16 protein-coding genes are annotated in these 23,237 nt (G+C 39.9%); 12 read left to right on the top strand and 4 right to left on the bottom strand.

The annotated features are described in order from the left end of the window. The 5 genes from Q1R07_RS01520 to Q1R07_RS01500 all read left to right on the top strand — a co-directional run. Positions 1-1,341 (top strand): gliding motility-associated C-terminal domain-containing protein (locus Q1R07_RS01520; RefSeq protein ID WP_300485259.1); only part of this gene is annotated, 1,341 nt, incomplete at its 5' end. 50 nt (positions 1,342-1,391) lie between these two features. Next, positions 1,392-2,306 (top strand): type IX secretion system membrane protein PorP/SprF, encoded by a 915-nt coding sequence (locus Q1R07_RS01515; RefSeq protein ID WP_300485258.1) that lies wholly within the window; start codon positions 1,392-1,394, stop codon positions 2,304-2,306. Positions 2,307-2,320: 14 nt separating this feature from the next. Then, positions 2,321-4,267: an OmpA family protein gene (locus Q1R07_RS01510; protein WP_300485257.1), complete on the top strand. Its 1,947-nt coding sequence runs from the start codon at positions 2,321-2,323 to the stop codon at positions 4,265-4,267. Positions 4,268-4,633: 366 nt separating this feature from the next. After that, complete coding sequence (locus tag Q1R07_RS01505) at positions 4,634-5,899, top strand: pyridoxal phosphate-dependent aminotransferase family protein (protein WP_300485254.1); 1,266 nt, start codon at positions 4,634-4,636, stop codon at positions 5,897-5,899. Positions 5,900-6,032: 133 nt separating this feature from the next. Further along, positions 6,033-7,676 (top strand): hypothetical protein, encoded by a 1,644-nt coding sequence (locus Q1R07_RS01500; RefSeq protein ID WP_300485252.1) that lies wholly within the window; start codon positions 6,033-6,035, stop codon positions 7,674-7,676. A 331-nt stretch (positions 7,677-8,007) separates the two neighbouring features. Here Q1R07_RS01500 and Q1R07_RS01495 read toward each other — a convergent pair whose 3' ends face one another. Continuing rightward, positions 8,008-9,123 carry a GNAT family N-acetyltransferase gene (locus Q1R07_RS01495; RefSeq protein WP_300485250.1) on the bottom strand — a complete coding sequence of 372 codons (1,116 nt, stop codon included), beginning with the start codon at positions 9,121-9,123 and terminating at the stop codon, positions 8,008-8,010. Between the two features lie 8 nt (positions 9,124-9,131). Further along, positions 9,132-10,082, bottom strand: coding sequence for a transporter (locus Q1R07_RS01490; RefSeq protein ID WP_300485247.1), 951 nt, complete (start codon positions 10,080-10,082; stop codon positions 9,132-9,134). Between the two features lie 124 nt (positions 10,083-10,206). Between Q1R07_RS01490 and Q1R07_RS01485 the strand changes: the two genes are divergently transcribed. From Q1R07_RS01485 to Q1R07_RS01470, 4 genes are all read left to right on the top strand, one after another. After that, complete coding sequence (locus Q1R07_RS01485) at positions 10,207-10,476, top strand: DUF4834 family protein (protein WP_300485245.1); 270 nt, start codon at positions 10,207-10,209, stop codon at positions 10,474-10,476. An 80-nt stretch (positions 10,477-10,556) separates the two neighbouring features. Then, positions 10,557-12,992, top strand: coding sequence for a YfhO family protein (locus tag Q1R07_RS01480; protein WP_300485243.1), 2,436 nt, complete (start codon positions 10,557-10,559; stop codon positions 12,990-12,992). A 5-nt stretch (positions 12,993-12,997) separates the two neighbouring features. After that, positions 12,998-14,275, top strand: coding sequence for a glycosyltransferase family 4 protein (locus Q1R07_RS01475; RefSeq protein ID WP_300485241.1), 1,278 nt, complete (start codon positions 12,998-13,000; stop codon positions 14,273-14,275). Between the two features lies 1 nt (position 14,276). Then, on the top strand, positions 14,277-15,746 hold the full coding sequence (locus tag Q1R07_RS01470; RefSeq protein WP_300485239.1) for a polysaccharide biosynthesis C-terminal domain-containing protein: 1,470 nt from the start codon (positions 14,277-14,279) through the stop codon (positions 15,744-15,746). Between the two features lie 80 nt (positions 15,747-15,826). On the opposite strand, the gene Q1R07_RS01465 is transcribed toward Q1R07_RS01470, so the two are convergent. Continuing rightward, the gene (locus Q1R07_RS01465; protein ID WP_300485236.1) at positions 15,827-16,531 is read right to left on the bottom strand and encodes a hypothetical protein; all 705 of its coding nucleotides are present in this window, start codon (positions 16,529-16,531) and stop codon (positions 15,827-15,829) included. 300 nt (positions 16,532-16,831) lie between these two features. Here Q1R07_RS01465 and Q1R07_RS01460 point away from each other — a divergent pair, with 300 nt between their 5' ends. Both Q1R07_RS01460 and Q1R07_RS01455 read left to right on the top strand, forming a co-directional pair. Next, positions 16,832-18,022 carry a M28 family peptidase gene (locus Q1R07_RS01460; protein ID WP_300485233.1) on the top strand — a complete coding sequence of 397 codons (1,191 nt, stop codon included), beginning with the start codon at positions 16,832-16,834 and terminating at the stop codon, positions 18,020-18,022. A 202-nt stretch (positions 18,023-18,224) separates the two neighbouring features. After that, complete coding sequence (locus Q1R07_RS01455; RefSeq protein WP_300485230.1) at positions 18,225-19,418, top strand: M28 family peptidase; 1,194 nt, start codon at positions 18,225-18,227, stop codon at positions 19,416-19,418. Between the two features lie 110 nt (positions 19,419-19,528). Here the strand turns inward: Q1R07_RS01455 and uvrA are convergent, their stop codons facing one another. Then, a complete protein-coding gene (gene uvrA / locus Q1R07_RS01450; protein ID WP_300485227.1) occupies positions 19,529-22,315 on the bottom strand; it encodes an excinuclease ABC subunit UvrA in 2,787 nt (928 codons plus the stop codon). A 298-nt stretch (positions 22,316-22,613) separates the two neighbouring features. Between uvrA and Q1R07_RS01445 the strand changes: the two genes are divergently transcribed. Then, complete coding sequence (locus Q1R07_RS01445) at positions 22,614-23,198, top strand: sigma-70 family RNA polymerase sigma factor (protein WP_136402015.1); 585 nt, start codon at positions 22,614-22,616, stop codon at positions 23,196-23,198. Positions 23,199-23,237: the final 39 nt, after the last annotated feature.

Here is a 23,237-nt window from a genome sequence, read left to right as displayed (position 1 = left end):
AACGTAACGGTTAATGGATTAGTGATCAACGATGCGTTATTAGGTGTAACGAACCTTGCGGTAACGCCGGCTACATTAGCACCGGGCGCTATCGGAACGGCTACGGCTACGTATACGCTAACACAATCCGACATCAACAACGGACAAATTAGTAATACGGCTATCGCAAGTGGTACATCACCACAAGGAAATCCGGTTCAGGATACATCCGGAACCAGTACAACAAACGATACGCCAACGGTAACGATATTGCCTCAAAATCCACAACTGGCATTTTATAAAGACGGTATATATCAGGATACCAATGGCGATGGAATTGTAAACGTTGGTGATACAATTGCCTATACGTTTACAGTGACTAACACCGGTAATGTAACGATCACAAACATCACAATCAGCGATCCGATTGTAACAGTAACCGGAGGACCTTTAAGCAGTCTGGAGCCGGGTATGACAAACAACACAACGTTTACAGCGCTATATACAATCACACAGGCGGATATCGATGAAGGAGCGGTTTACAACCTGGCATTTGTGGAAGGTACGGCTCCGGATGGAAGTACGGTAGTAGAGGATTCGGAAGATCCGACACCTATCGATCCGAACGATCCGTTGGTAGATCCAGCGTGTCCGGATTGCACCGTAACACCGTTAATTCAGACACCAAGTATTGCATTGATCAAAACAGGTGTGTTTAACGATAACAACCATGATGGTATTGCTCAGGCCGGTGAAACGATAACCTACAGCTTTACGGTTACCAATACCGGAAATACAAGCTTGTCGAATGTAATGGTTATCGATCCGCTACCAGGTGTGGTGGTAAGCGGTGGACCGATTAACCTGGCAGTAGGAGCAAGTGATAGTACGACGTTTACTGCGGTTTATGTGATCACTCAGGCGGATATTATCGCCGGTTCAGTAAGCAATCAGGCTTTTGTAAACGGAACGAGTCCACAGGGAGAGGTTGTAACCGACAGTTCGGATGATCATGACCTGGTAGGTAATAATCCGACCGTAATAAAAGTAGACGGCTGTACGATTAATGTGTTCAATGCGATTTCTCCAAACGGAGATGGAAGCAACGATATCTTATATATCGCCGGTATCGAATGTTATCCGAATAACGAAGTATTGATCTTTAACCGTTGGGGTGTTCAGGTATTCGAAACCAAAGGATACAACAACAACGATAAAGTATTCAAAGGATACTCAGACGGAAGAGCGACGATCAGTTCGTCCGAACCATTACCGGACGGAACGTACTTCTACATCCTGAAGTATACCACAGCCGATGGGGCGACACATGAGAAAAACGGATACCTGTATAGTAATAGATAAATGAAATCCCGGGGGAAATAAGTACCCCGGGTTTATAAAACAAAATAAAAATGAGAACAAAATTTATACTTTTCGTTTTACTGTTAACCGGTATCGGTGGATTTGCCCAGCAGGATGCTCAGTATACCCAATATATGTACAATACCATTAATGTCAACCCGGCCTATGCTGGTTCCCGTGGCGTGATGAGTATTTTCGGATTACACCGTACACAATGGGTTGGATTGGAAGGTGCGCCGGTAACAAATGCCGTGTCGCTAAATACACCACTTAATAATAGTAATCTCGGATTGGGTTTGTCGTTTGTAAATGACAGAATCGGGCCGGCGGATGAAAATGCGATTTCAGCAGATTTTTCATATACCATTAATACATCCGAACGCTTTAAATTGTCTTTCGGTTTAAAAGCCACGGCACATTTATTAAATGTCGACTTTACCAAACTGAATGTTTACGATTGGTCGGATCCGCGTTTTCAGAACAATATCGATAATAAGTTTTCTCCCAATTTCGGTGCCGGAATTTACTTGCATTCCGATAAAACCTATGTAGGAATTTCGGTGCCGAATTTTTTGGAAACCAAACATTACGACAAAAGTTCGCAATCGACAGCCAAAGAGAATATGCATTACTACCTGATCGCCGGACATGTGTTCGAATTGGGTTCCGATGTAAAATTCAAACCGGCTTTACTAACCAAAGTGGTAAAAGGAGCGCCGTTACAGGTAGACTTGTCGGCCAATTTCCTGTTGTATGAGAAATTTACCGCCGGATTGGCCTACCGTTGGGATGCGGCTTGCAGTGCGATGGTTGGATTTCAGATTACAAACGGTTTGTTTGCCGGATATGCTTACGATATGGAAACCACAAAACTGGCTGACTATAATTCAGGATCGCATGAAATTTTCCTGAGATTCGAATTGTTTAACAGAAATAACAGAATAACGTCTCCGAGATTCTTCTAATTAATAAAAGGATTATGAAAAAAATAGTATTGCAATTCGGTTTGATGATGTTGGTTTCGACCGGAGTCTATTCACAAAACGGGAAAATAAAAACAGCGAATAAGGAATATGATAATTATGCCTATATCGATGCGATTAAAACCTACGAAAAAATAGCCGACAAAGGCTATAAGTCAGTTGAAGTATTGGAAAAACTGGGCGATTCCTATTATTTTAACGGGAAATTGGATCAGGCTGCAAAATGGTATGGCGAATTATTTGCACTGTCGCAGGATGTGGAAGCGGAATATTATTACCGCTATGCGCAATCGCTAAAATCGGTTGGCGATTATGAAAAAGCGAATCGGATGTTGGCAAAATTCCATGAAAAAAACGCCAGTGATGTCCGTGGAAAAATGTACCAGAATCAAACGGATTATCTGGAAGTGATTAAACGAAATTCAGGACGATTTACGATCGATAATGCCGGAATCAATTCACAATATTCCGATTACGGAAGTGCTTTTTCCGGTGATAAAATGGTATTTGTCTCGGCTCGGGATACCTCTGGTGTATTTAGTAAAAGAGTACACACCTGGACCGGAGAATCGTTTACCAATATGTATGCGGTAACGATCAATCAGGACGGTTCGTTGTCACAGCCGGAACGTTTCGCGAGGGAAATCAATACCCGTTTTCACGAAGCCACACCGGTTTTTACCAAAGATGGGAATACCATGTACTTTACCCGTAATAACTTTAACAACGGAAAGAAAGGTAAAGATAATGCGAAAACAACCTTGCTAAAAGTTTACAGAGCGACGTTAAAAGACGGAAAGTGGACAAATGTAACGGAGTTACCGTTTAATAGCGACAGTTATAGTGTGGCACACCCGGCTTTAAGTCCGGATGAAAAAACACTGTATTTTGTTTCGAATATGCCGGGAACCTTAGGACAATCGGATATCTTTAAAGTCGAAATTAAAACCGATGGAAGTTTTGGGACACCACAAAATCTGGGACCAACCATCAATACGCCAGGTCGGGAAACCTTTCCGTTTGTGTCGGAAAATAACGAATTGTATTTCGCTTCCGACGGCCATTTAGGTTTGGGCGGACTGGATGTTTTTGTATCGAAACCGGCTAACGATGGTACCTATAAAAAGGTAATGAATATCGGTGCGCCGGCGAATAGTCCGAAAGATGATTTTGCTTTCTTGATCAATACGTCTACCAAAAAAGGATTCCTGACCTCAAACCGCGATGGCGGACAAGGAGCGGATGATATTTATACGTTTATCGAAAACATACCGTTGCAATATGCCTGCGAACAGTTGTTGGCTGGCGTAGTAACCGATTCGGAAACCGGTACGCCTTTGCAAAATGCTACGGTTACTTTGTTTGACGAAAACTTTAAAGTGATAAAAACGATCACGACGGATGCCAACGGAAATTACAATTTCGGAGAAGTGGATTGTAAACGCAAATATTTTGTAAAAGCGGAATTACCGGCCTACAATACCCGCGAAATTAGTGTGATCATTCCGGAAACGTCGGGAACTACCAACTTACCGGTTGCCTTGGATAAAACCGTTAAACCGGTACAAACAGGTGATGATTTAGCGAAAACATTCGGAATCAAAATCATCTATTTCGATCTGGATAAATGGAATATCCGTCCGGATGCCGCGGTAGACCTGGCGAAGATTGTAGAAGTGATGAAAGACTATCCGAAAATGAAAATCGATGTACGTTCGCATACCGATAGTCGCCAGACACATCAATATAATGAACGTTTGTCCGATAGAAGGGCAAAATCAACCATTGCATGGATGGTGAAACAAGGCATTGATCCTTCCCGTTTAACCGGGAAAGGCTATGGTGAGACACAACTGCTGAACAAATGTGCCGATGGCGTGCCGTGTTCCGAAGCAGAACACCAGCTAAACCGCAGAAGTGAATTCATCATTATTTCAATGTAAGACAATAATAGATGAGTTTAGGACAATTAGTATTGTTACTCCTGCTTGTTTTCCTCTTTGTCTGTTCCGGACTAATAGTCGTAAACGGAATGATACACGATCGGGATAAGGCTATAAAAATTGGCTTTGCCGGAGTAATTATTGCACTAATACTCCTGTTGGGAAGTTATTGTGTCATTTTTGAATTCTGAACATACACCCTCAAGTATATGTTATAAATTAGGTGCTAACAGAGTCGGGTTTTCCCGGCTCTGTTTATTTTTTATAAAAACCGGATACCGCCATAAAACAATCCCAAATTATTATGATGGCATATAATAAATAACTACTTTTGGCACGTTTTTAATATACTTAACATAGAATAGTATGGTAAAAGATTTATTCGAAAGAATTCAAAGTAATAAAGGTCCTTTGGGAAAATGGGCTTCTCAGGCTGAAGGATATTATGTATTTCCGAAATTGGAAGGACAATTAGGACCTAGAATGCAATTTCACGGAAAAGAAATTTTAAACTGGAGTATCAACGATTATTTAGGATTGGCAAACCACCCGGAAGTTCGTAAAGTAGATGCACAAGCAGCTTTAGACTACGGTGCGGCTTACCCGATGGGCGCGCGGATGATGAGTGGACATACCACCATCCACGAGCAATTGCAAAATGAATTGGCGGCTTTTGTACAAAAAGAAGCAGCCTACCTGCTGAATTTTGGTTATCAGGGAATGGTGTCTATTATTGATGCTTTGGTGACTAAAAATGACGTGATCGTTTATGATGTGGATTCACATGCATGTATCATCGATGGGGTACGTTTGCATATGGGGAAACGATTTACCTATAAACACAACGATGTAGCCAGTCTGGAAAAAAACCTGGAGCGTGCTACTAAAATGGCAACGGAAAACGGTGGTGGAATTCTGGTGATTACCGAAGGTGTTTTCGGAATGCGAGGACAACAGGGAAAACTAAAAGAAATCGTAGCTTTAAAGGAAAAATATAATTTCCGTTTATTGGTAGACGATGCACACGGATTCGGAACACTGGGTAAAACCGGAGCAGGAGCAGGAGAAGAGCAGGGATGTCAGGACGGTATCGATGTGTATTTCTCGACTTTTGCCAAATCGATGGCTAGTATCGGAGCGTTTGTAGCGGCTGATAAAGACATTATCGATTACCTGAAGTACAATTTACGTTCTCAGATGTTTGCAAAATCGTTACCGATGATTATGACGGTTGGTGCTTTAAAACGTTTGGATATGTTGCGTTCCATGCCCGAATTGAAAGACAAATTGTGGGAAAATGTAAATGCACTACAAAACGGTTTAAAATCAAAAGGGTTTAATATTGGCGATACCAATACCTGTGTAACACCGGTTTATCTGGAAGGAAGTATTCCGGAAGCGATGGTGATGGTAAACGATTTACGTGAAAATTACGGAATATTCCTGTCGATCGTAGTGTATCCGGTAATCCCGAAAGGGATTATCTTATTACGTATGATTCCGACAGCTTCGCATACCTTACAGGATATCGAAGAGACGTTACGTGCTTTCGAAGCGATTCGCGAAAAACTGACAAATGGAACCTATAAAAAAATCGCTGCAGAAACAACAGTTGACGTAAGCGCACAATAAGATTTTTTTACATATAAATTTACGCGACACCGGGAAATTTTTCGGTGTCGCGCTTTTTTTTACGATAAACAACTCTTTTTTTTAACATGAATTGGCTTAAAAAAGTCTTAGTTTTGTCCCAAATAAATTAACTATGAAATTAAATAAATTAACAGGGATTGCCGTTTTGGCCCTTTTTGCTACTGTAATTGGATGTCAGTCTGACGATACGAACGGTGTAAATCCTAACGGAGATGCTGATAAAGTTATCTTAAATTCAGACATTAACGCTTTAAATCAGCGAATCAGTTTTTCGAACTCCGGAGTTTTAGAGTTAACCAACGGAGAAGGTAAAATGGCAACTGCTGCCGGAAGCGATTTTCCATTAGCTTTAGTAGCCGAAGTAAATCCGCCTTCTTACAACGGAAAAGTTTTAAAAGCTACACACGTGGATATCAACGGTGTTTATGCGTATGTTTCGTATAATACAGAAGGAGATACCTATTTAGGAGCTATTGATGTGATCAATATTTCAAATCCGAACAATCCGCAGTTAGTGGTTCAGGCGATTTTCCCGAACAGCGACATTAGCGCGATTTCGTATAATGACGGATTCTTATATATTGCAGGTGCTTCTGGCGCTAATGCAAATTCTGGTACAACGAGCCCTGCTTTTGTAGCAAAAATGCCATTACAAAACGGATTGTTAACCAATAACTATGCATCAACAAGCATTTTAGGAAATGTAACGATGGATATCTTCGCAACCAGCTCTAAATATTATGCGGTTTCCGGATATAATGGAGAATTGGTACGTTATAACAAAGCAAACAATACTTTTGAGGCTTCAATCCCGGTTGCGGATTTAAGAGCTTTAGGAAGTGTAAACAATAAAATTGTTGTGTTGAGTGGTACGCAAGGGGTAAAAGTGTATGATCAAAATACATTCGCTTTACAAACATCTTTCGCAACATCTCAGGACGTAGCCGATGCTAAAAGAACAATCGATTTCTCCGATAGCCGCGTGTTAGTATCAGAAGGATACAATGGTTTAGGAGTATATAATCTTACTAGTGGTGCTAAATCACAAACGATTGCAGTACCTACTAATGTTGCAGGTGCTAATCAACAGGATATCGTTACCAATGCGGTATCGGTTAACAACAATAAAGCATTCGTTGCAAATGGTGCTGCCGGTTTATATATCTATAATACTTCCGGATCATTATCACTTTTAGGTTCATTGGCTTTAAATGCTTCTACGCCTAACGGTTCTGCAAACTATGTAAAAAGTTCTGGAGACTATATTTTCGTAGCAAATGGTAATGGTGGTCTGAAAATCATCAAGATGATTGCTGCTCCGGTGAGTTCAATCGATTGTACAAGCTTCCCGAATTATCCAGGTGACCAGTGGTTAAATGTTAACTCAGGACAAGACCTAAAATATAAAGGTTCGGCTTCTGTACAAGGTGTTAACGTAAATGCAAACCTTACTTTCTGTGGTTCAATGGCGGTATCGCAAGGATTGAACATTAACAGTGGTGGTGTGTTCTATATGAAAGGAACTTTGGCGCAAGGTCAGGCGAATAATCCTTATCAGTCATTAAACATTAACAGTAACGCAAAACTTAAAGTAGAAGGTAGTGTAGTAATTTACGGTAACCTTGTATTAAATAGTGGTGCGACATTAGAATTCGTAGGTAGCGGATCTTCAATCACGATCTACGGTTCGGTTACCAAAGGAAACAATGTAACGATTACAGGAAATTATACCGATACGTTTAATAAATTAAATTAAAAATCGGATCTCTCAAAAAAGGAAAAAGACTGTCTCTTAAGACAGTCTTTTTTTTATTTATTTAAACCCGACAGATCTTTTAGCGTTTTCAATATAGTTTGACTTTTAGATTGAATACGAATAAAAGGGAATAGATTATTCTAATAGATATTAAACCTGACAGGTCTTTTAGCGTTTGTAATATAGACCTGTCGGGTTTGGCTTTTAAGAGAAATGATTATTCAATGATAATAAACCTGACAGGTCTTTTAGCATTTGCAATATAGACCTGTTAGGTTTGGCATTTTAGTGTAAAACAAAAAAGAGACTATCATCTGATAGTCTCTTTTTATTATAAATCTTTACGGAATGTTTTACGTCTTTTATGGATAATCGGACTAAAATTTTTCCAAAGTTGTTGTATCTTTTTGTTTTCTTCCAACTGCGGATTGGTTTCTACGGTTAGAATGCCACGCTTGGTAAAAACCTCATACATCCTTTTTAAAATCAACGCGGTAACCCCTTTGTTCTGATATTCCGGATCCACGCCAATCAGATAAAACTCAGCATGATCATTCTTTTTCATAGCGCGTAACAAATGCAGGAAACCAAATGGGAAGAGTTTTCCATTGGCTTTCTGAAACGCTTTGGAAAACGAAGGCATCGTAATACCAAAGGCAATCATTTTGCCATCTTTGTCGGTTACGCAGGTGATAAAATCGGGATGGATAAACGAGATGTATTTTTCTTTATAATGATCAATTTGAAATTGTTCGATCGGAACAAAACTCTGTAATTCGGCGTAGGTTTTGTTTAAAAGCCCAAACATTTCATCTACATATGGAATAATGTCTTTTGTCGATTTAAAATTCAGGCTTTTGACGGCATAGCGTTGCTCGATAATGCGCGACAGCGGCTCAATTTTACCTAAGTCAACCTGTTTGGCATCGATTTTATATTCCAGCCATTCCGCTTCTTTGGTAAAGCCTAACTTTTCCAGATGTTCCGGATAATAAGCGTGGTTATAAAGTCCGATCATTGTCGCAATCTGATCAAAGCCTTCGGTAAGCATTCCGGCTTTGTCCATGTTGGAAAAACCCACAGGACCTTCCATATAGTCAAGGTTGTGTTCTTTGCCGAGTTCGATTACTTTATCCAGTAACGCTTTGGTCACTTCGAGGTTATCGATCACGTCAAACCAGCCAAAGCGCACTTTCGATTTGTGTAGTGTGTTGACTTCCGTCCAGTTGATAATCGCAGCAATCCGGCCTGCAAGTTTTCCGTCTTGATACGCCAGAAAATAGCGAGCGGTTACGCTTTTAAAAATATCATTTTTGGGGTTAAAACTCTTTAGTTCATCTTTGATCAACGGAGGAACCCAATAGGGATTGTTTTTATATAACTGAAAAGGAAAGGTAACGAAATCGGTCATTTCCTTTTGAGTGAGGGCTTCTTTTATTGTAATCATTTTAAAATCTATTCGGGTTGTACTTCGTCAACACGTTTTTTCTTTTCTTCTTTTTTACCGTCTTTTTTGCCTTTTTCTTCTTTTCCGCTTTTGATTTCTACCGGTTTATAGTTTTTGTCAAAACGCCATGAAAATCCGATTCCACCTATGATTAAAGCCGGTGTGTCTTTGATGTTTGCTCCAATGGAAGCATCGATCTGCATGTTTTTCTGAAGCAGATAAGCTGCACCACCTCTAAAAATCATGTCAGAATAATAATCACTTTGATAACCCTGGTTTTCCAGGAAAGCCGACCATTTGGCGTTGATTCCGCGCGTTAACGTTAGAATATAGCCATAACTCTTATATTCGGAAATAAACTTGTCGGCGATAAAGTTTCCGACCAACACCCATTGTGCACCAAAATGGTTTTGGGTGATCAACATCACTCTCGGACTAAAAGCTGGTTCGTCCGGGATTTTATAACTGTCGGATAAAGCAAAATTGGCTCCGGCATACACACCAACAGCCGGGATAAACTGACGCCATTTAAAACGATGATTGGCTTTCCAGCTATAGATGTTTACTTTGTCTACGTGATTTTTAAATGGATCGTACACCAGGTATTTGGCTCCGATTAAAGCTTGTTTGATACCGGTTCGACTGGTTTCGGAATAATCGGTTTTATAGGTATCAAACTGGTATTGAATATCGCCGATAAACTCCAATTGCTCCAGAACCGCACCGTAACGCAAGCTCAATTCGCCCCCAAAACCGGACGATTTATACCCTAAGTATTTGTGTTTGTCGTTAATATAATAGGTACCGGCTTCGGCCTGAATTACCGTTTTTCCAACCGAAAAGGCACCGTGGGATTTACCCGGACGATTCGAGTTGATCTCGTCGGTAAACTGGGCGTAATGTACGGAAGTGGAAAATAGAAGCAGACCTGCTATCTTGAGTTTAAAATGCTTTATCATGGGTAAAAAGAGTTTTCAGTAACGTATAAACGTAAAATCAAATGTAGTTATTTTATTATTATTTTAAGAAATAGAATTTATTTTTAACCGTTGGATTTAGTAAATTTGGAAAAAATTATAGATTATGGATACGGCATCATTTAGCGGTCTTGTAAAAACGTTGTTGTGGATTATTGTAATTTACTATGCCCTGAAATTTGTAATGAAACTATTGGCACCTTACTTTTTACAGCAGGTGGTGAAAAAAGCAGAAGAAAATTTCCAGCAGCAACAACAATATTATAACCAGCAACAAACGCAACAGCAACAAAATACACAATCCAACTTTTCGTCCGATAAACCAAAGGAAAAGAAAAAAGTTGGAGAATATATCGATTTCGAAGAGTTAGAGTAGTGTTTAAAGCTACTCTTTTTCTTTTTTTACAATACTTTTATTTCTATTTTAGCCTACTATTATTAGGCTAAATTCGTTTTATGAAAAACCTTTCTAAATTTTATCCCCATGTACTGGCAATACTTGGCTTCGTACTAATCTCTTTATTGTATTTTCATCCTGTATTGCAAGGGAAAAAAGTTTTCCAATCCGATATCGCGCAATATATCGGTATGGCGAAAGAACAAACCGATTTTAGAAAAACAACCGGACAAGAACCCTATTGGACGGATAGTGCTTTTGGCGGAATGCCAACCTACCAGTTGGGTGCCAATTATCCTAATAATTTTATCAAACAACTGGACTCGGTAATCCGTTTTCTGCCGCGTCCGGCCGATTATCTGTTTCTGTATTTCCTTGGATTTTATATACTGTTACGTGTATTTCGTGTCGATAGCCTGAAAGCATTTTTCGGAGCGCTGGCTTTCGGTTTTTCAACCTATCTGATCATCATTCTCGGTGTCGGACATAATGCAAAAGCCCATGCCATCGCCTATATGCCTATGGTAGTTGCCGGGGTGATTCTGGTATTCCGGAAACGCTATTTGGCAGGCGGAATACTCACGATGCTCGCAGCCGCGTTGGAAATCAATGCGAATCACTTCCAGATGACCTATTATCTGTTGTTATTCCTATTGGTAATCGGAATTTATTATCTGGTTCAGTATATTAAAAATAAAGAATATAAAGATCTTGGAATCATTGTCGCCACGTTTGCGATTGCCGGTATTTTGAGTATCGGTGTAAACGCAACGAATTTAATGGCCACTTCGGAATATGCCAAATACAGTACCCGAAGTGATAGTGAACTGACCTTTAATCCGGACGGTTCTAAAAAAGAAAGCAGCAATGCGATGTCCTACGAATATATCACCGAATATAGTTACGGTATTGCCGAAAGCTTTAACCTGATTGCACCGCGTTTATTTGGTGGTTCGAACCATGAAAATGTAGGCGAAAATTCACCCATGTATGAGTTTATTTCCAATCAGGGAGCCTCTCCAAGTCAGGCGAAAGATTTTGTATCGAGTGTGCCAACCTATTGGGGAGCACAGCCCATTGTAGCCGCACCGGCCTATATTGGAGCTATCGTTTTCTTCCTGGCTGTATTGGCGTTGTTTGTCGATAACCGAAAAATTAAATATGCCTTTCTGGCCGGAGCTTTAATGTCGTTGTTTTTGTCGTGGGGGAAATATTTCCCGGCGCTGACCAACTTCTTTATCGATTATGTGCCGATGTACAATAAATTCCGTGCCGTGTCTTCAATTCAGGTAATCCTGGAATTGTGTATGCCGGTTCTGGCGGTTTTAGGATTGCAGTCTTTCTTTAAAGCCGAAGAAAAAGAGCGTTGGAATGCCCTATGGAAATCGGGTGCTACGGCATTGGGGGTAGTAGTAATATTGTTGTTTGCCAAAGGAATGTTCGACTTTACCGGCGGAAGTGACAGTATGTATTTAAAGGCCTATGGCGAAATGGGCCCTCCGTTTATCGACGCTTTAAAAGAACAACGTGCAGCGATGTATGTATCCGATTTATTGCGTTCGGGCGTATTGATTTTGCTAGCGGCTGCTATTTTATGGTTGTTCTCTAAAAACAAATTGTCGCAGGTAACAGCAGTGGTTTTGGTAGGCGTACTAATGGTAGGTGATTTATTCTTTGTGGATAAAAATTATGTAAACAGCGATAGTTTTGTATCGGCACGTCAGGCGGATGTTCCGTTTGAAGCGACTCCGGCCGACGAACAGATTCTAAAAGACACCACGCACTACCGTGTGTTTGAAGTCGAAGGAAACATGTCGAGCGCCAGAACGTCCTATTTCCATAGCTCGATTGGCGGTTATCATGCGGCCAAACCAAGAAAAATGCAACAGCTGTTCGATTATCAGATTGCGAAAAACAACATTGGTGTGTTAAACATGCTGAATGTAAAATATATCATTCAGAAAGACGATCAGGGGCAGGATATTCCACTAAAAAATGCGGAAGCAAATGGAAACGCCTGGTTTGTGAGCGACGTGAAAAAAGTGGATACGCCGGATGCCGAAATGAAAGCACTGGATAAACTGGATACGAAAAAAACAGCCGTGCTGAATCAGAAAGAATTTGCCGGTGTAGTAAAAGAAAATACGTTTGTAACCGATTCGACAGCGACCATCAAATTAACACAATACGAACCAAACTACCTGAAATATACAGCCAATAATCCAAATAAAGGATTGGCGGTTTTCTCGGAAGTGTATTACCCGAAAGGATGGAAAGCGACTATCGATGGTAAGGAAGTACCTCATTTTGCAGTGAATTATGTATTGCGTGCGATGGAAGTTCCAGCCGGAAAACATACGATTGAATTCAAATTCGAACCGGAAGTCATCAAAAAAGGAAGTATGATTTCATTGATTAGCTTTATCGTGATGTTAGCGTTGATCATTGCCGGTATTTATTTTGACAACAAAAAGAAACAGCAGATCCCGTCGTAGCGATAATGAAGAAAGTACTGATTATAACCTATTATTGGCCACCGGCCGGAGGACCGGGTGTACAGCGTTGGCTGAAGTTTGTGAAGTACTTACCGGAGTTCGGAGTGGAACCAATTGTGTATATTCCGGAGAACCCGACCTATCCGTTACAGGATGCCAAATTACTGGACGAAGTGCCGCAAGGGGTGACGGTATTACAAAAGAAAATTACAGAACCGTATGCCTGGGCATCGGTTTTTTCTAAAAATAAAACCAAAAAAATCAGTTCCGGAATTATCCCGAACAAAAAGAAGCAATCGTTCCTCGAACGCCTGATGTTATGGACCAGAGGGAATTTGTTTATCCCGGATGCACGGGTGTTATGGGTAAAACCTTCGGTAGCCTATTTACAACGGTATATCAAAGAAAACGGAATTGATACGGTAATTACAACCGGTCCGCCGCACAGTTTGCACCTTATCGGGATGCATTTAAAGGAGCAAACGGGCATTCGATGGGTGGCCGATTTCCGCGATCCATGGACGACTATCGGGTATCATAAAGCATTAAAATTATCGGATTATGCTGCTCAAAAGCACAAAGATCTGGAACGAAAAGTGATGCAGGAAGCTGATTTTCTACTGGTGACAAGTCGTACGACGCAAAAAGAGTTTGAGGCGATTACGTCCAAACCTATTCATGTGATTACAAACGGTTACGACGTGGAAAACGTAACCCGACTTCCGTTGGATGAGAAGTTTTCATTGGCGCATATCGGGTCATTTTTGTCCGAACGTAATCCGCGGATTTTATGGAAAGCACTTAGCGAACTGATAAAAGAGGAACCGGGTTTTAAAGATCATTTCGAATTAAAGTTAATCGGAGCAACGAGTCAGGAAGTACTCGAAACGATCGAGGAGTTCCGACTTTCGCCTTATGTGAATAACCTAGGCTATGTTTCCCATCAGGAAGCTGTGCAACAGCAACGAAGTTCGCAGGTGTTATTGCTGGTTGAAATCGACTCGGAAGAAACCAAAAGTATTATCCCGGGGAAATTGTTCGAATATATGGTTTCCGAACGACCGATTCTGGCAATTGGTCCGGAAGATGCCGATTTTGCCGGAATCATAAAACAAACGAATACCGGTGTTTTTGCCTTATACGATAATAAAGATTTGGTAAAAGAGACGTTATTGTCGTATTACAGACTTTATCTGACGCAAAACCTAAAAGTATATCCGGTAGGTTTACAACAATACAGCCGTAGGAATTTAACCAAACAACTGGCCGATTTATTGAAATAGTATGGGAATTGTCATTAATCAATCCATAAAAAATACCATTATTACCTATATCGGTTTTGCTATCGGTGCAGCGAATACGTTGTTTATGTATCCGAAGTTTCTGGGCGAAACCTATTATGGGTTAACGGGCTATTTGTTGTCGTCGGCCAATATCATTATGCCTTTGATGGCTTTTGGTGTACATAACACACTGATCAAATATTTCACCCATTATAAAACGGAAGAAGAAAAAGAAGCGTTCTTAACACTGGTGTTGTTTCTTCCTTTTTTACTGATCATTCCGATGATGCTGTTTGGGACTTTTGGTTATTCGGCTATAGCTTCGTTTTTATCCCGAAAAAATCCGATCATTTATGAATATGTCTGGCAAATTCCGGTTATTGGGTTGTGTATGGGATATTTCGAGATTTTTTATGCCTGGGTGAAAGTGCATATGCAATCGGTTTTCGGAAGTTTTATCAAAGAAATTGCACTTCGTATTTTTATTACCATTTTCCTGTTTTCGGTTTATTTTAAATGGATTACACCCGAGGCTTTTGTAAATTTCCTGATGTTGATTTATTTGGCGGTGATGTTGCTCATGCTGTTTTATGCTTTTAAAGTCAAACCGATCGTATTCCGATTTAAATTGCCGCACAATACCCGCGCCGTATTGGTGTATTCGTCGTTTATTATCCTGTCGGGTAGTATTGCGAACATGTTATTGGATGTGGATAAAAACATGATTGGTCAATATATCGCGATAGAAAATATTGCCTATTATTCGGTGGCCATTTTTATTGCGACGGTTATCTCGGTTCCCAGTCGGGCGATGCACCAGATTACGTATCCGATTACGGCCAAATTAATGACCGAAAATAAACACGACGAACTTAACGAACTCTATAAAAAAACATCAATCTCCTTACAGGTTGTTGGCGGATTGGTGTTTTTGGGAATTTTGGTAAATGTAAAAGAATTATATACGCTTTTGCCGGCCAATTATAGCGGTGGGATTTTTGTGGTTTTTGTGATCGGACTTTCCAAATATTTCGATTTGCTTTTAGGAAATAACAATGCCATTATTTTTAATTCCAAATATTATCGGGCAGTTTTGTTTTTAGGATTGCTGTTGGTTTTCCTCACCGTAAGTCTGAATATGTATTTTATTCCGCGGTTGGGAATCGAAGGAGCGGCCATTGCTACCCTGATTTCGATTACGCTTTATAGCGTGGCGAAATTACTTTTTGTAGTGGTTCGGATGAAGTTGTTTCCGTTTTCCAAAAAAACACTTTATTCCTTTGCCATCTCGCTGGGCTGCTTTTTTGCTTTTTATTATTGGGATTTCCCGTTTCATGCGGTGATTGGAATCCTGCTAAAATCAACATTGATTTCGGTCGTATACTTATATCTGAATTATAGCTTTAAAATTTCGGAAGATATTAATTTCGTTATGGATAAAGTCCTGACGATGGTTCGGTTAAAACGATAATAAGAAAACCCGCTCGGCAAAAAAAGCGTCGCGGGTTTCTTCAAACTAACCAACCAAAATTTTAATATAAATCGTTTTTATTATTTGTCTTTTATTTCTTTGATGTCACTATCGGTCATTTTTGCTTTTGTACCGTCGGTTCTGTAATAATAGTAATCATCGTTATTGTTTTGCCATGATCCGCCAGTGGTATAATCATCTTCCGGATAATAACCGTTGTTTGTATTGTTTCCAGCTGGAATATAGGCATATCCTTGAGAATCACGGTTTACATACCCGCTGATGTCTACAATTTGTCCTCTTCTGTTATAGAAAATACGCAGACCACCTACTTGTGACAAGGCAAAGCTGTTGTAACTCATATAAACGGTTCCCACTCTTTTGACACGGTTTGCACTGTCGTAGTTGATAAAAACGTTACCTACGCGGCGTACACGGCCAAAGTTATCATGCTCGATACGGATTCCATAGTTTGTAGCCGTATTGTAATAACGCGGATTGCGAGGATCGGGTGCGCCATAAGTGGTGTTTACCACACCGCGTCTTCCGTTTCGGTATACTACGGTTCCGTTGGTTTCCGGTTGGGTGTTGAAATCAAATTCCCCATTCGGAAAGATATAAAACGCAATACCACGTTCCATAAACATAATCGGTTCGGCATTTCTGTAATCGATTCCATAACGCGGACCGTTGGTTTTAGCATCAGAAAAAACGGGATTAACGGATGCTTGAGCCATACTTCCCACCAGGAAGATGCTGGCTACTAAAAGTGTAATTTTTTTCATAATACCTAATTTTAATAGTTTCCTACTCGTATAGTTTTTCGGATCCACTTGTCGGAATCGGTTAAAAAAAAATTCCGTTGCTTATCTAAATTCAATTTGCGTGCCAAAACAATGAAGCGAATAGGACTATTTTTTGGAATCCCTGTAAATACCTGTGTTACAGCGATTGTTAAAAATGAAAAAAAATAATTTTGTAAGTTTTTTTGTAAATTCTCACCAATGTGAAATTAATATTTATTATATTCGTTACCCGATATATCGAGAATAACCTATTAAAAAACCTAAATCTTAACCAAAAAAATGAAAAACTTAACTAAAAGCGTAATGCTTTCTTTAGTCGCGGCCGTATGCGGTACGGCGACTCAGGCGCAAACCTTTATACAGGAGTACGCCGATGTTGCGAACCAGGCGTCACAAACCGGAATTGTAACGAATCTGACGGAATTTGAAAATTTCGGTCTGAAATACCGGGGTACCGTAAATCAGGCAAATACCTTACAGTGGCTTAAAAATAAATACCTGAGTTATGGCTATACAACGAGTGAATTATCGGAAGATACCTTTAGCTATTCGGGGTCGACATGTAAAAATTTAATTGTGACTAAAATGGGTACGGTTTATCCAAATACCTACATAATTGTTTGCGGACACTATGATACAGCCGTTGGAAGTGGTACCAACGATAACGGTAGTGGTGTGGTTACTATTCTTGAAATCGCCCGATTGTTGCAAAATATCCCAACGGAATATTCGATCAAATTTATCAATTTTAGTGGAGAAGAAGACGGACTATTGGGAAGTACGCACTATGTGACGTCAGTGGTTAACGGAACAACGCCTAAGATGGATATTAAGTTGGTTTTTAATATTGACGAAATCGGAAGTGTCGCTGGAATAGTAAACGATAAGATTGTTTGCGAACGTGACCTATTTGCGCCGACTTCAAATAATGCGGCTTCCGATGTGGTAACAAGAGAATTAATGGCCTGCACGGAGCTTTATTCGCCTTTAAAAGCAGAATTGTCGTATGCATACGGATCGGATTATATGCCATTTCAGGAAAACGGAGAAGTGATCACCGGATTTTTCGAACATTATTATTCCCCTCATGCCCATACCACACAGGATTTATTGGTTAATCTGGATACCGTATATGTGTATAATGTGGCTAAAGCGGCCATCGGTGCGACACTTCATTTTGCGAAAGCAACTATTCCGACTTCAGAAACAGAAAATGCCAATAAGGATTTTAATGTGAGCTTTTTCCCGAATCCGGTTAAAAATCGCTTAACGATCAATAAAGGAAAACTAACGACTAATGACTATTCTTTTACAATTGTGGATATTCATGGAAATCGGGTGTTGAACCAGCAATTTGCCAATGCAGAGTTATTGGAAACAATCGATATTTCGAAATTAAACAGAGGAATCTATATGGCCGTTCTGGAAGCAGACGGGCATCGTATCACAAAAAAGATTGTGATCGAATAAAAACGCTCTTAAACCTGCTAAAACGATCCGACTTATGTCGGATCGTTTGTTTTATAAAGGCTTGTAATCATTTTGTTTTTAAGGGTTTAAAAAAAGAAAGCGCTATTTGTAATGTCTAATACAGCTAGTCTGAAAAATTAGTATCTTCGTTGACCGGTTTTCCGGTAATAACCCATAAAAAAACGAATAACTAACTAAAAAAATGAAAAACTTAACTAAAAGTTTAATGATTTCATTGCTGGCGACTGTATATGGGAATACAACCCAAGCCCAAACCTATATACAGAGCTACGCCAATGTAGTCAACCAAGCTTCACAATCCGGAATTCTGACGAATCTCACGGAGTTTGAAAATCTGGGCGTCAAGTACCGCGGAACCCTGGCACAGGCCAATACGCTACAATGGCTCAAAAATAAATACCTGAGCTACGGATATACGGCAAGCCAATTGTCGGAAGACACTTTTACCTATTCTGGGGCGACTTGTAAAAACCTGACCGTTACGAAAATCGGTACGGTCTATCCGAATACGTATGTGATTGTTTGCGGACATTATGATACGATTACCGGAACGGGAACGAACGACAATGGTAGTGGGGTAACGAGTATACTCGAAATCGCCCGACTATTACAAAATGTTCCAACCGAATATTCGATTAAGTTTATCAATTTCAGCGGAGAAGAAGACGGACTAAGAGGTAGTCAGAATTATGTGAGCACCATTGTAAATGGTACAACGCCAAAAATGAATATCAAGCTGGTATTTAATATCGATGAAGTAGGAGGTGTCGCCGGAATGTTAAATAATACCATTACCTGCGAAAGAGATACCGGAAATCCATCGGCCAATAATGCGGCCTCGAATACGATTACTAATGAGTTGATCAAATGTGTTAAGCTGTATTCGCCTTTGCAGACCAAATTGTCGTATGCCTATGCATCCGATTATATGCCTTTTCAGTCGAATGGTGAAATTATTACCGGTTTTTTTGAAACCAACGAAACAACGCATGCACATACCACTCAGGATTTATTGGTGAATATGGATCCGGTTTATGTATATAATGTGGCAAAAGCTGCTACGGGTGCGACTTTGCATTTTGCCAAAGCAACCACTACGGCAAGTTTGGGTACCGATACCTTTGAAAAAGATTTTAATGTAAGCTTTTTTCCGAATCCGGTAAAAGAATACCTAACGATTAACAAAGGAAAACTGGAAGTAAATGAGTATGTTTTTACTTTGGTGGATATTAACGGAAAACAAGTGTTACAACAAAAGATTGCTAATGCCAAATTGCTGGAATCGGTTGATATCAGTAAGCTAAGCAAAGGAATCTATATGGGAATACTCGAAACCGGAGAACACCGTATTTCGAAAAAGATTGTGATCGAATAGATATAGATATAGATTGAAACGAGAAATCGGACAGGTTTTAAAAACCTGTCAGGTTTAAATATACCATCATAAAAAAATCCCGTTTCATTTGAAACGGGATTTTTTTATCATTATAATTTCTCTTTTAAATATTTACCGGTTTCGGAATTTTTGTTTTTGACAACTTCTTCCGGCGTACCAAAAGCAATCAGTTTTCCGCCGTTTTCACCGCCTTCCGGACCGATATCAATAATATAATCGGCACATTTGATCAGATCCAGATTGTGCTCAATAACAATAATCGAATGACCTTTGTCGAGTAGGGCATCAAAAGAAGCCAATAGTTTTTTGATATCGTGGAAATGCAAACCGGTTGTCGGTTCGTCAAATACGAATAACGCTTTTTCCTTGGTAACCCCTTTAACCAGAAATGAAGCCAGTTTGATCCGTTGTGCTTCTCCACCGGAAAGGGTAGATGACGACTGCCCCAATTGTACATAACCCAATCCTACATCCTGTAAGGGTTGTAGCTTTTGTGTGATTTTGGTTTGTTTATGCTGATCAAAAAAAGCAATGGCATCGTCAATAGTCATTGTTAACACATCGTCGATGTTTTTGTTTTCGAAGTTTACCTCAAGAATCTCTTTTTTAAAGCGTTTTCCGTTACAAGTTTCGCATTCCAGATGTACATCGGCCATAAACTGCATTTCAATCGTCACGGAACCTTCTCCTTTACAGGTTTCACAACGTCCACCGTCTACGTTAAACGAAAAATGTTTGGGCTGATAGCCTCGCATTTTCGAAACAGCTTGTTTGGAAAACAAATCCCGGATGTCGTCATAAGCTTTGATATAGGTAACCGGATTGGAACGGGAACTCCGTCCAATAGGATTCTGATCTACATATTCGATATGCTTGATATGGGAATAACTCCCTTTTAATTCGCTAAACTGACCGGCTTTTTCACCTACGCCTTCCAGCTGTTTTTGCAAGGCCGGGAAAAGTATTTTTTTAACCAGTGTACTTTTTCCACTTCCGGAAACCCCCGTGATTACGGTAAGGCATTCCAACGGGAAGGTAACATCGATGTTTTTAAGGTTGTTTTCACGCGCTCCGATAACGTCGATATGGTTTTTAAATTTGCGTCTTTTTTTAGGAACTGCGATTTCCATGTTTCCGTTTAGGTATTGTGCCGTAAGCGAATCAGCTTTCAGGATTTCGTCATAAGTTCCCTGTGCGACCAAATGACCGCCATAGGTTCCGGCTTCCGGTCCGATGTCGATAATCATGTCGGCAGCTTTCATGATGTCTTCATCATGTTCGACTACAATAACCGTATTACCAAGGTTGCGAAGGTTTTCAAGTACCTTGATCAAACGTTCGGTATCTTTTGGGTGTAAACCAATACTCGGTTCATCCAGAATATACATCGATCCAACAAGGCTACTACCTAACGAAGTGGCCAAATTGATACGCTGCGATTCTCCTCCGGATAAGGTAGCCGAATTTCGGTTTAACGTCAGGTAGTTTAAGCCCACTTCATCCAGAAAACGCAAACGGTTGTTGATCTCGATTAGCAGTCGTTTGGCTACTTTTTCGTCATATTCGGACAATGTTAGTTCTTTAAAGAATCCAATCAGATTTTTAATCGGAAGGTCAACCAGATCGGATATGGTTTTGCCTCCTACGTGTACGTAATTGGCTTCCGGTCGGAGACGTTTTCCTTTACAAACGTTACATTTTGTTTTACCGCGGTAACGGGATAACATCACACGGTTTTGAATTTTATAGTTCTTTTCTTCCAGTTCCTGAAAAAAGTCATCCAGTCCGGTAAAAAAGCGGTTCCCCTTCCAGATCAGACTTTTTTGTTCTTCCGATAATTCGAAAAACGGTTTGTGAATCGGGAAATCGAATTTATAAGCATTGTTTACCAACTGATCGCGGTACCAGCCCATACTTTCGCCACGCCATGGATAAATAGCGTTTTCGTAAACCGAAAGTGCGGTGTTTGGAATCACGAGTTCGTCGTCGATACCAATTACATTTCCGTAACCTTCACATTTCGGACAGGCGCCATATGGGTTGTTAAAACTGAATAAATGGACATTAGGCTCCAAAAAGGTGATACCGTCCATTTCGAAATTATTACTGAAAACAATGCGCTTTTCGCTGTTGAGTTCCTGTAAATAACATTCGCCTTTACCTTCGTAAAATGCGGTTTGTGCGGCATCGGCCAGACGGTTAAAAAATTCTTCGTCGTCTTTTACAATGATCCTGTCAATGATCAATAGTACATCTTTATGGTCTAGACTATGTTGATCAATTTCATCAAGGCGTACCATTTCGGTATCCACCAAAATACGGGCAAAACCTTGTTGCAGTAAAACTTTTAATTTGTCTTCCAGTTTACGGCCTTCTTCCAGGTGAATTGGAGCCAATAGCATCCATTTGCTATCCAACGGAAGCTTTTTGACTTCGTTTACCACATCGGTAACGGTATCTTTTTTAACTTCTCTGCCGGAAACGGGAGAAATGGTTTTTCCAATCCGGGCATAAAGCAGTTTTAAATAATCGTAGATCTCGGTCGATGTACCAACCGTCGAACGCGCATTGGTGGTGTTCACCTTTTGTTCGATGGCTATGGCCGGTGCAATTCCTTTAATGTATTCCACTTTGGGTTTGTCCAGCCTTCCTAAAAACTGACGGGCATAGGAAGACAAACTTTCTACATAACGGCGTTGTCCCTCGGCATATAAGGTGTCGAAAGCCAAACTCGATTTTCCGGAACCGGACAGACCGGTAATCACAACCAGTTTGTTCCGCGGAATCGCTACATCGATATTTTTTAAATTGTGTAATTGCGCCCCTTTTATGATAATATTTTTTTTGGGCTCCAGTGTGGTAATGTCAGTTTTCATAGAATACAAAGATAAGCAAAAACAGCATTTTACGATAGAATATTGTGTTTCCCGAAAAAAAGTTCCTTCGGTTGTAAGACCCCGGTAAAAGCAGGGGTACCGTTGAAAATTCTTTAAAAAACGATGGGATTTACTACAGGAAAATATGTTAATTTTTAAAATCCGTTAGTGTTGTAATAAAAAATTATGTTATATTTGGCTTAACATTAATCCCAATTTAACATTTGCCTATAGGATAAAAATACTTTTTAGACACAATTTCTCAAAAATTCCAAACCAAAAACTAAAAGGTATTATTATGGCTAATGTTGTACTTCCAGACGCTGTCTTAGTGAAAAATTATGTAGGAGGCGATGAAACCGCTTTGGCTACATTAATTGAAAGACATCAGTCCAAAATTTATGGCTTTATTTATTCTAAAGTAATGGACAGGGAAATAACAGAAGATATTTTCCAGGATACTTTTATTAAAGTCATCAAAACACTGAAATCCAAAAATTACAGTGAAGAAGGTAAATTCCTACCTTGGGTAATGCGTATTTCTCATAATCTAATCGTAGATTATTTTAGAAAATCCAAAAAAATGCCGTACCACAGGGAAACGGAAGAGTTTTCTATTTTTTCAATCATGACGGATAACAGTCCGAATGTTGAAAACAGAATCATCAGCGAACAGGTGGAAGTGGATTTACAACGCCTGATCGAGGAACTACCGGAAGATCAGAAAGAGGTACTGGTAATGCGTATGTACCAGGATCTTAGTTTTAAGGAAATCGCCGATCTAACCGGAGTGAGTATCAACACCGCTTTAGGGCGTATGCGCTACGCGTTAATGAATCTTAGAAAAGTAATCGAAAAAAATCAAATAGTTTTGACAAACTAAACAATATTGGAGTTTGTTTTGCGTTATTATGTATATCCT

This window comes from Flavobacterium sp. (genome assembly GCF_030146175.1).
In the GTDB taxonomy this organism is placed as follows: domain Bacteria; phylum Bacteroidota; class Bacteroidia; order Flavobacteriales; family Flavobacteriaceae; genus Flavobacterium.
This window is presented reverse-complemented; position numbering and strand designations above follow the sequence as displayed.

Bases quoted from the DNA above. Each gene is read 5' to 3' on its own strand.
- uvrA (WP_300485227.1), bottom strand. From the start codon at position 22,315: ATGAAAACTGACATTACCACACTGGAGCCCAAAAAAAATATTATCATA.
- Q1R07_RS01510 (WP_300485257.1), top strand. From the start codon at position 2,321: ATGAAAAAAATAGTATTGCAATTCGGTTTGATGATGTTGGTTTCGACC.
- Q1R07_RS01490 (WP_300485247.1), bottom strand. From the start codon at position 10,082: ATGATAAAGCATTTTAAACTCAAGATAGCAGGTCTGCTTCTATTTTCC.
- Q1R07_RS01480 (WP_300485243.1), top strand. From the start codon at position 10,557: ATGAAAAACCTTTCTAAATTTTATCCCCATGTACTGGCAATACTTGGC.
- Q1R07_RS01500 (WP_300485252.1), top strand. From the start codon at position 6,033: ATGAAATTAAATAAATTAACAGGGATTGCCGTTTTGGCCCTTTTTGCT.
- Q1R07_RS01465 (WP_300485236.1), bottom strand. From the start codon at position 16,531: ATGAAAAAAATTACACTTTTAGTAGCCAGCATCTTCCTGGTGGGAAGT.
- Q1R07_RS01505 (WP_300485254.1), top strand. From the start codon at position 4,634: ATGGTAAAAGATTTATTCGAAAGAATTCAAAGTAATAAAGGTCCTTTG.
- Q1R07_RS01460 (WP_300485233.1), top strand. From the start codon at position 16,832: ATGAAAAACTTAACTAAAAGCGTAATGCTTTCTTTAGTCGCGGCCGTA.
- Q1R07_RS01475 (WP_300485241.1), top strand. From the start codon at position 12,998: ATGAAGAAAGTACTGATTATAACCTATTATTGGCCACCGGCCGGAGGA.
- Q1R07_RS01515 (WP_300485258.1), top strand. From the start codon at position 1,392: ATGAGAACAAAATTTATACTTTTCGTTTTACTGTTAACCGGTATCGGT.
- Q1R07_RS01485 (WP_300485245.1), top strand. From the start codon at position 10,207: ATGGATACGGCATCATTTAGCGGTCTTGTAAAAACGTTGTTGTGGATT.
- Q1R07_RS01470 (WP_300485239.1), top strand. From the start codon at position 14,277: ATGGGAATTGTCATTAATCAATCCATAAAAAATACCATTATTACCTAT.
- Q1R07_RS01455 (WP_300485230.1), top strand. From the start codon at position 18,225: ATGAAAAACTTAACTAAAAGTTTAATGATTTCATTGCTGGCGACTGTA.
- Q1R07_RS01445 (WP_136402015.1), top strand. From the start codon at position 22,614: ATGGCTAATGTTGTACTTCCAGACGCTGTCTTAGTGAAAAATTATGTA.
- Q1R07_RS01495 (WP_300485250.1), bottom strand. From the start codon at position 9,123: ATGATTACAATAAAAGAAGCCCTCACTCAAAAGGAAATGACCGATTTC.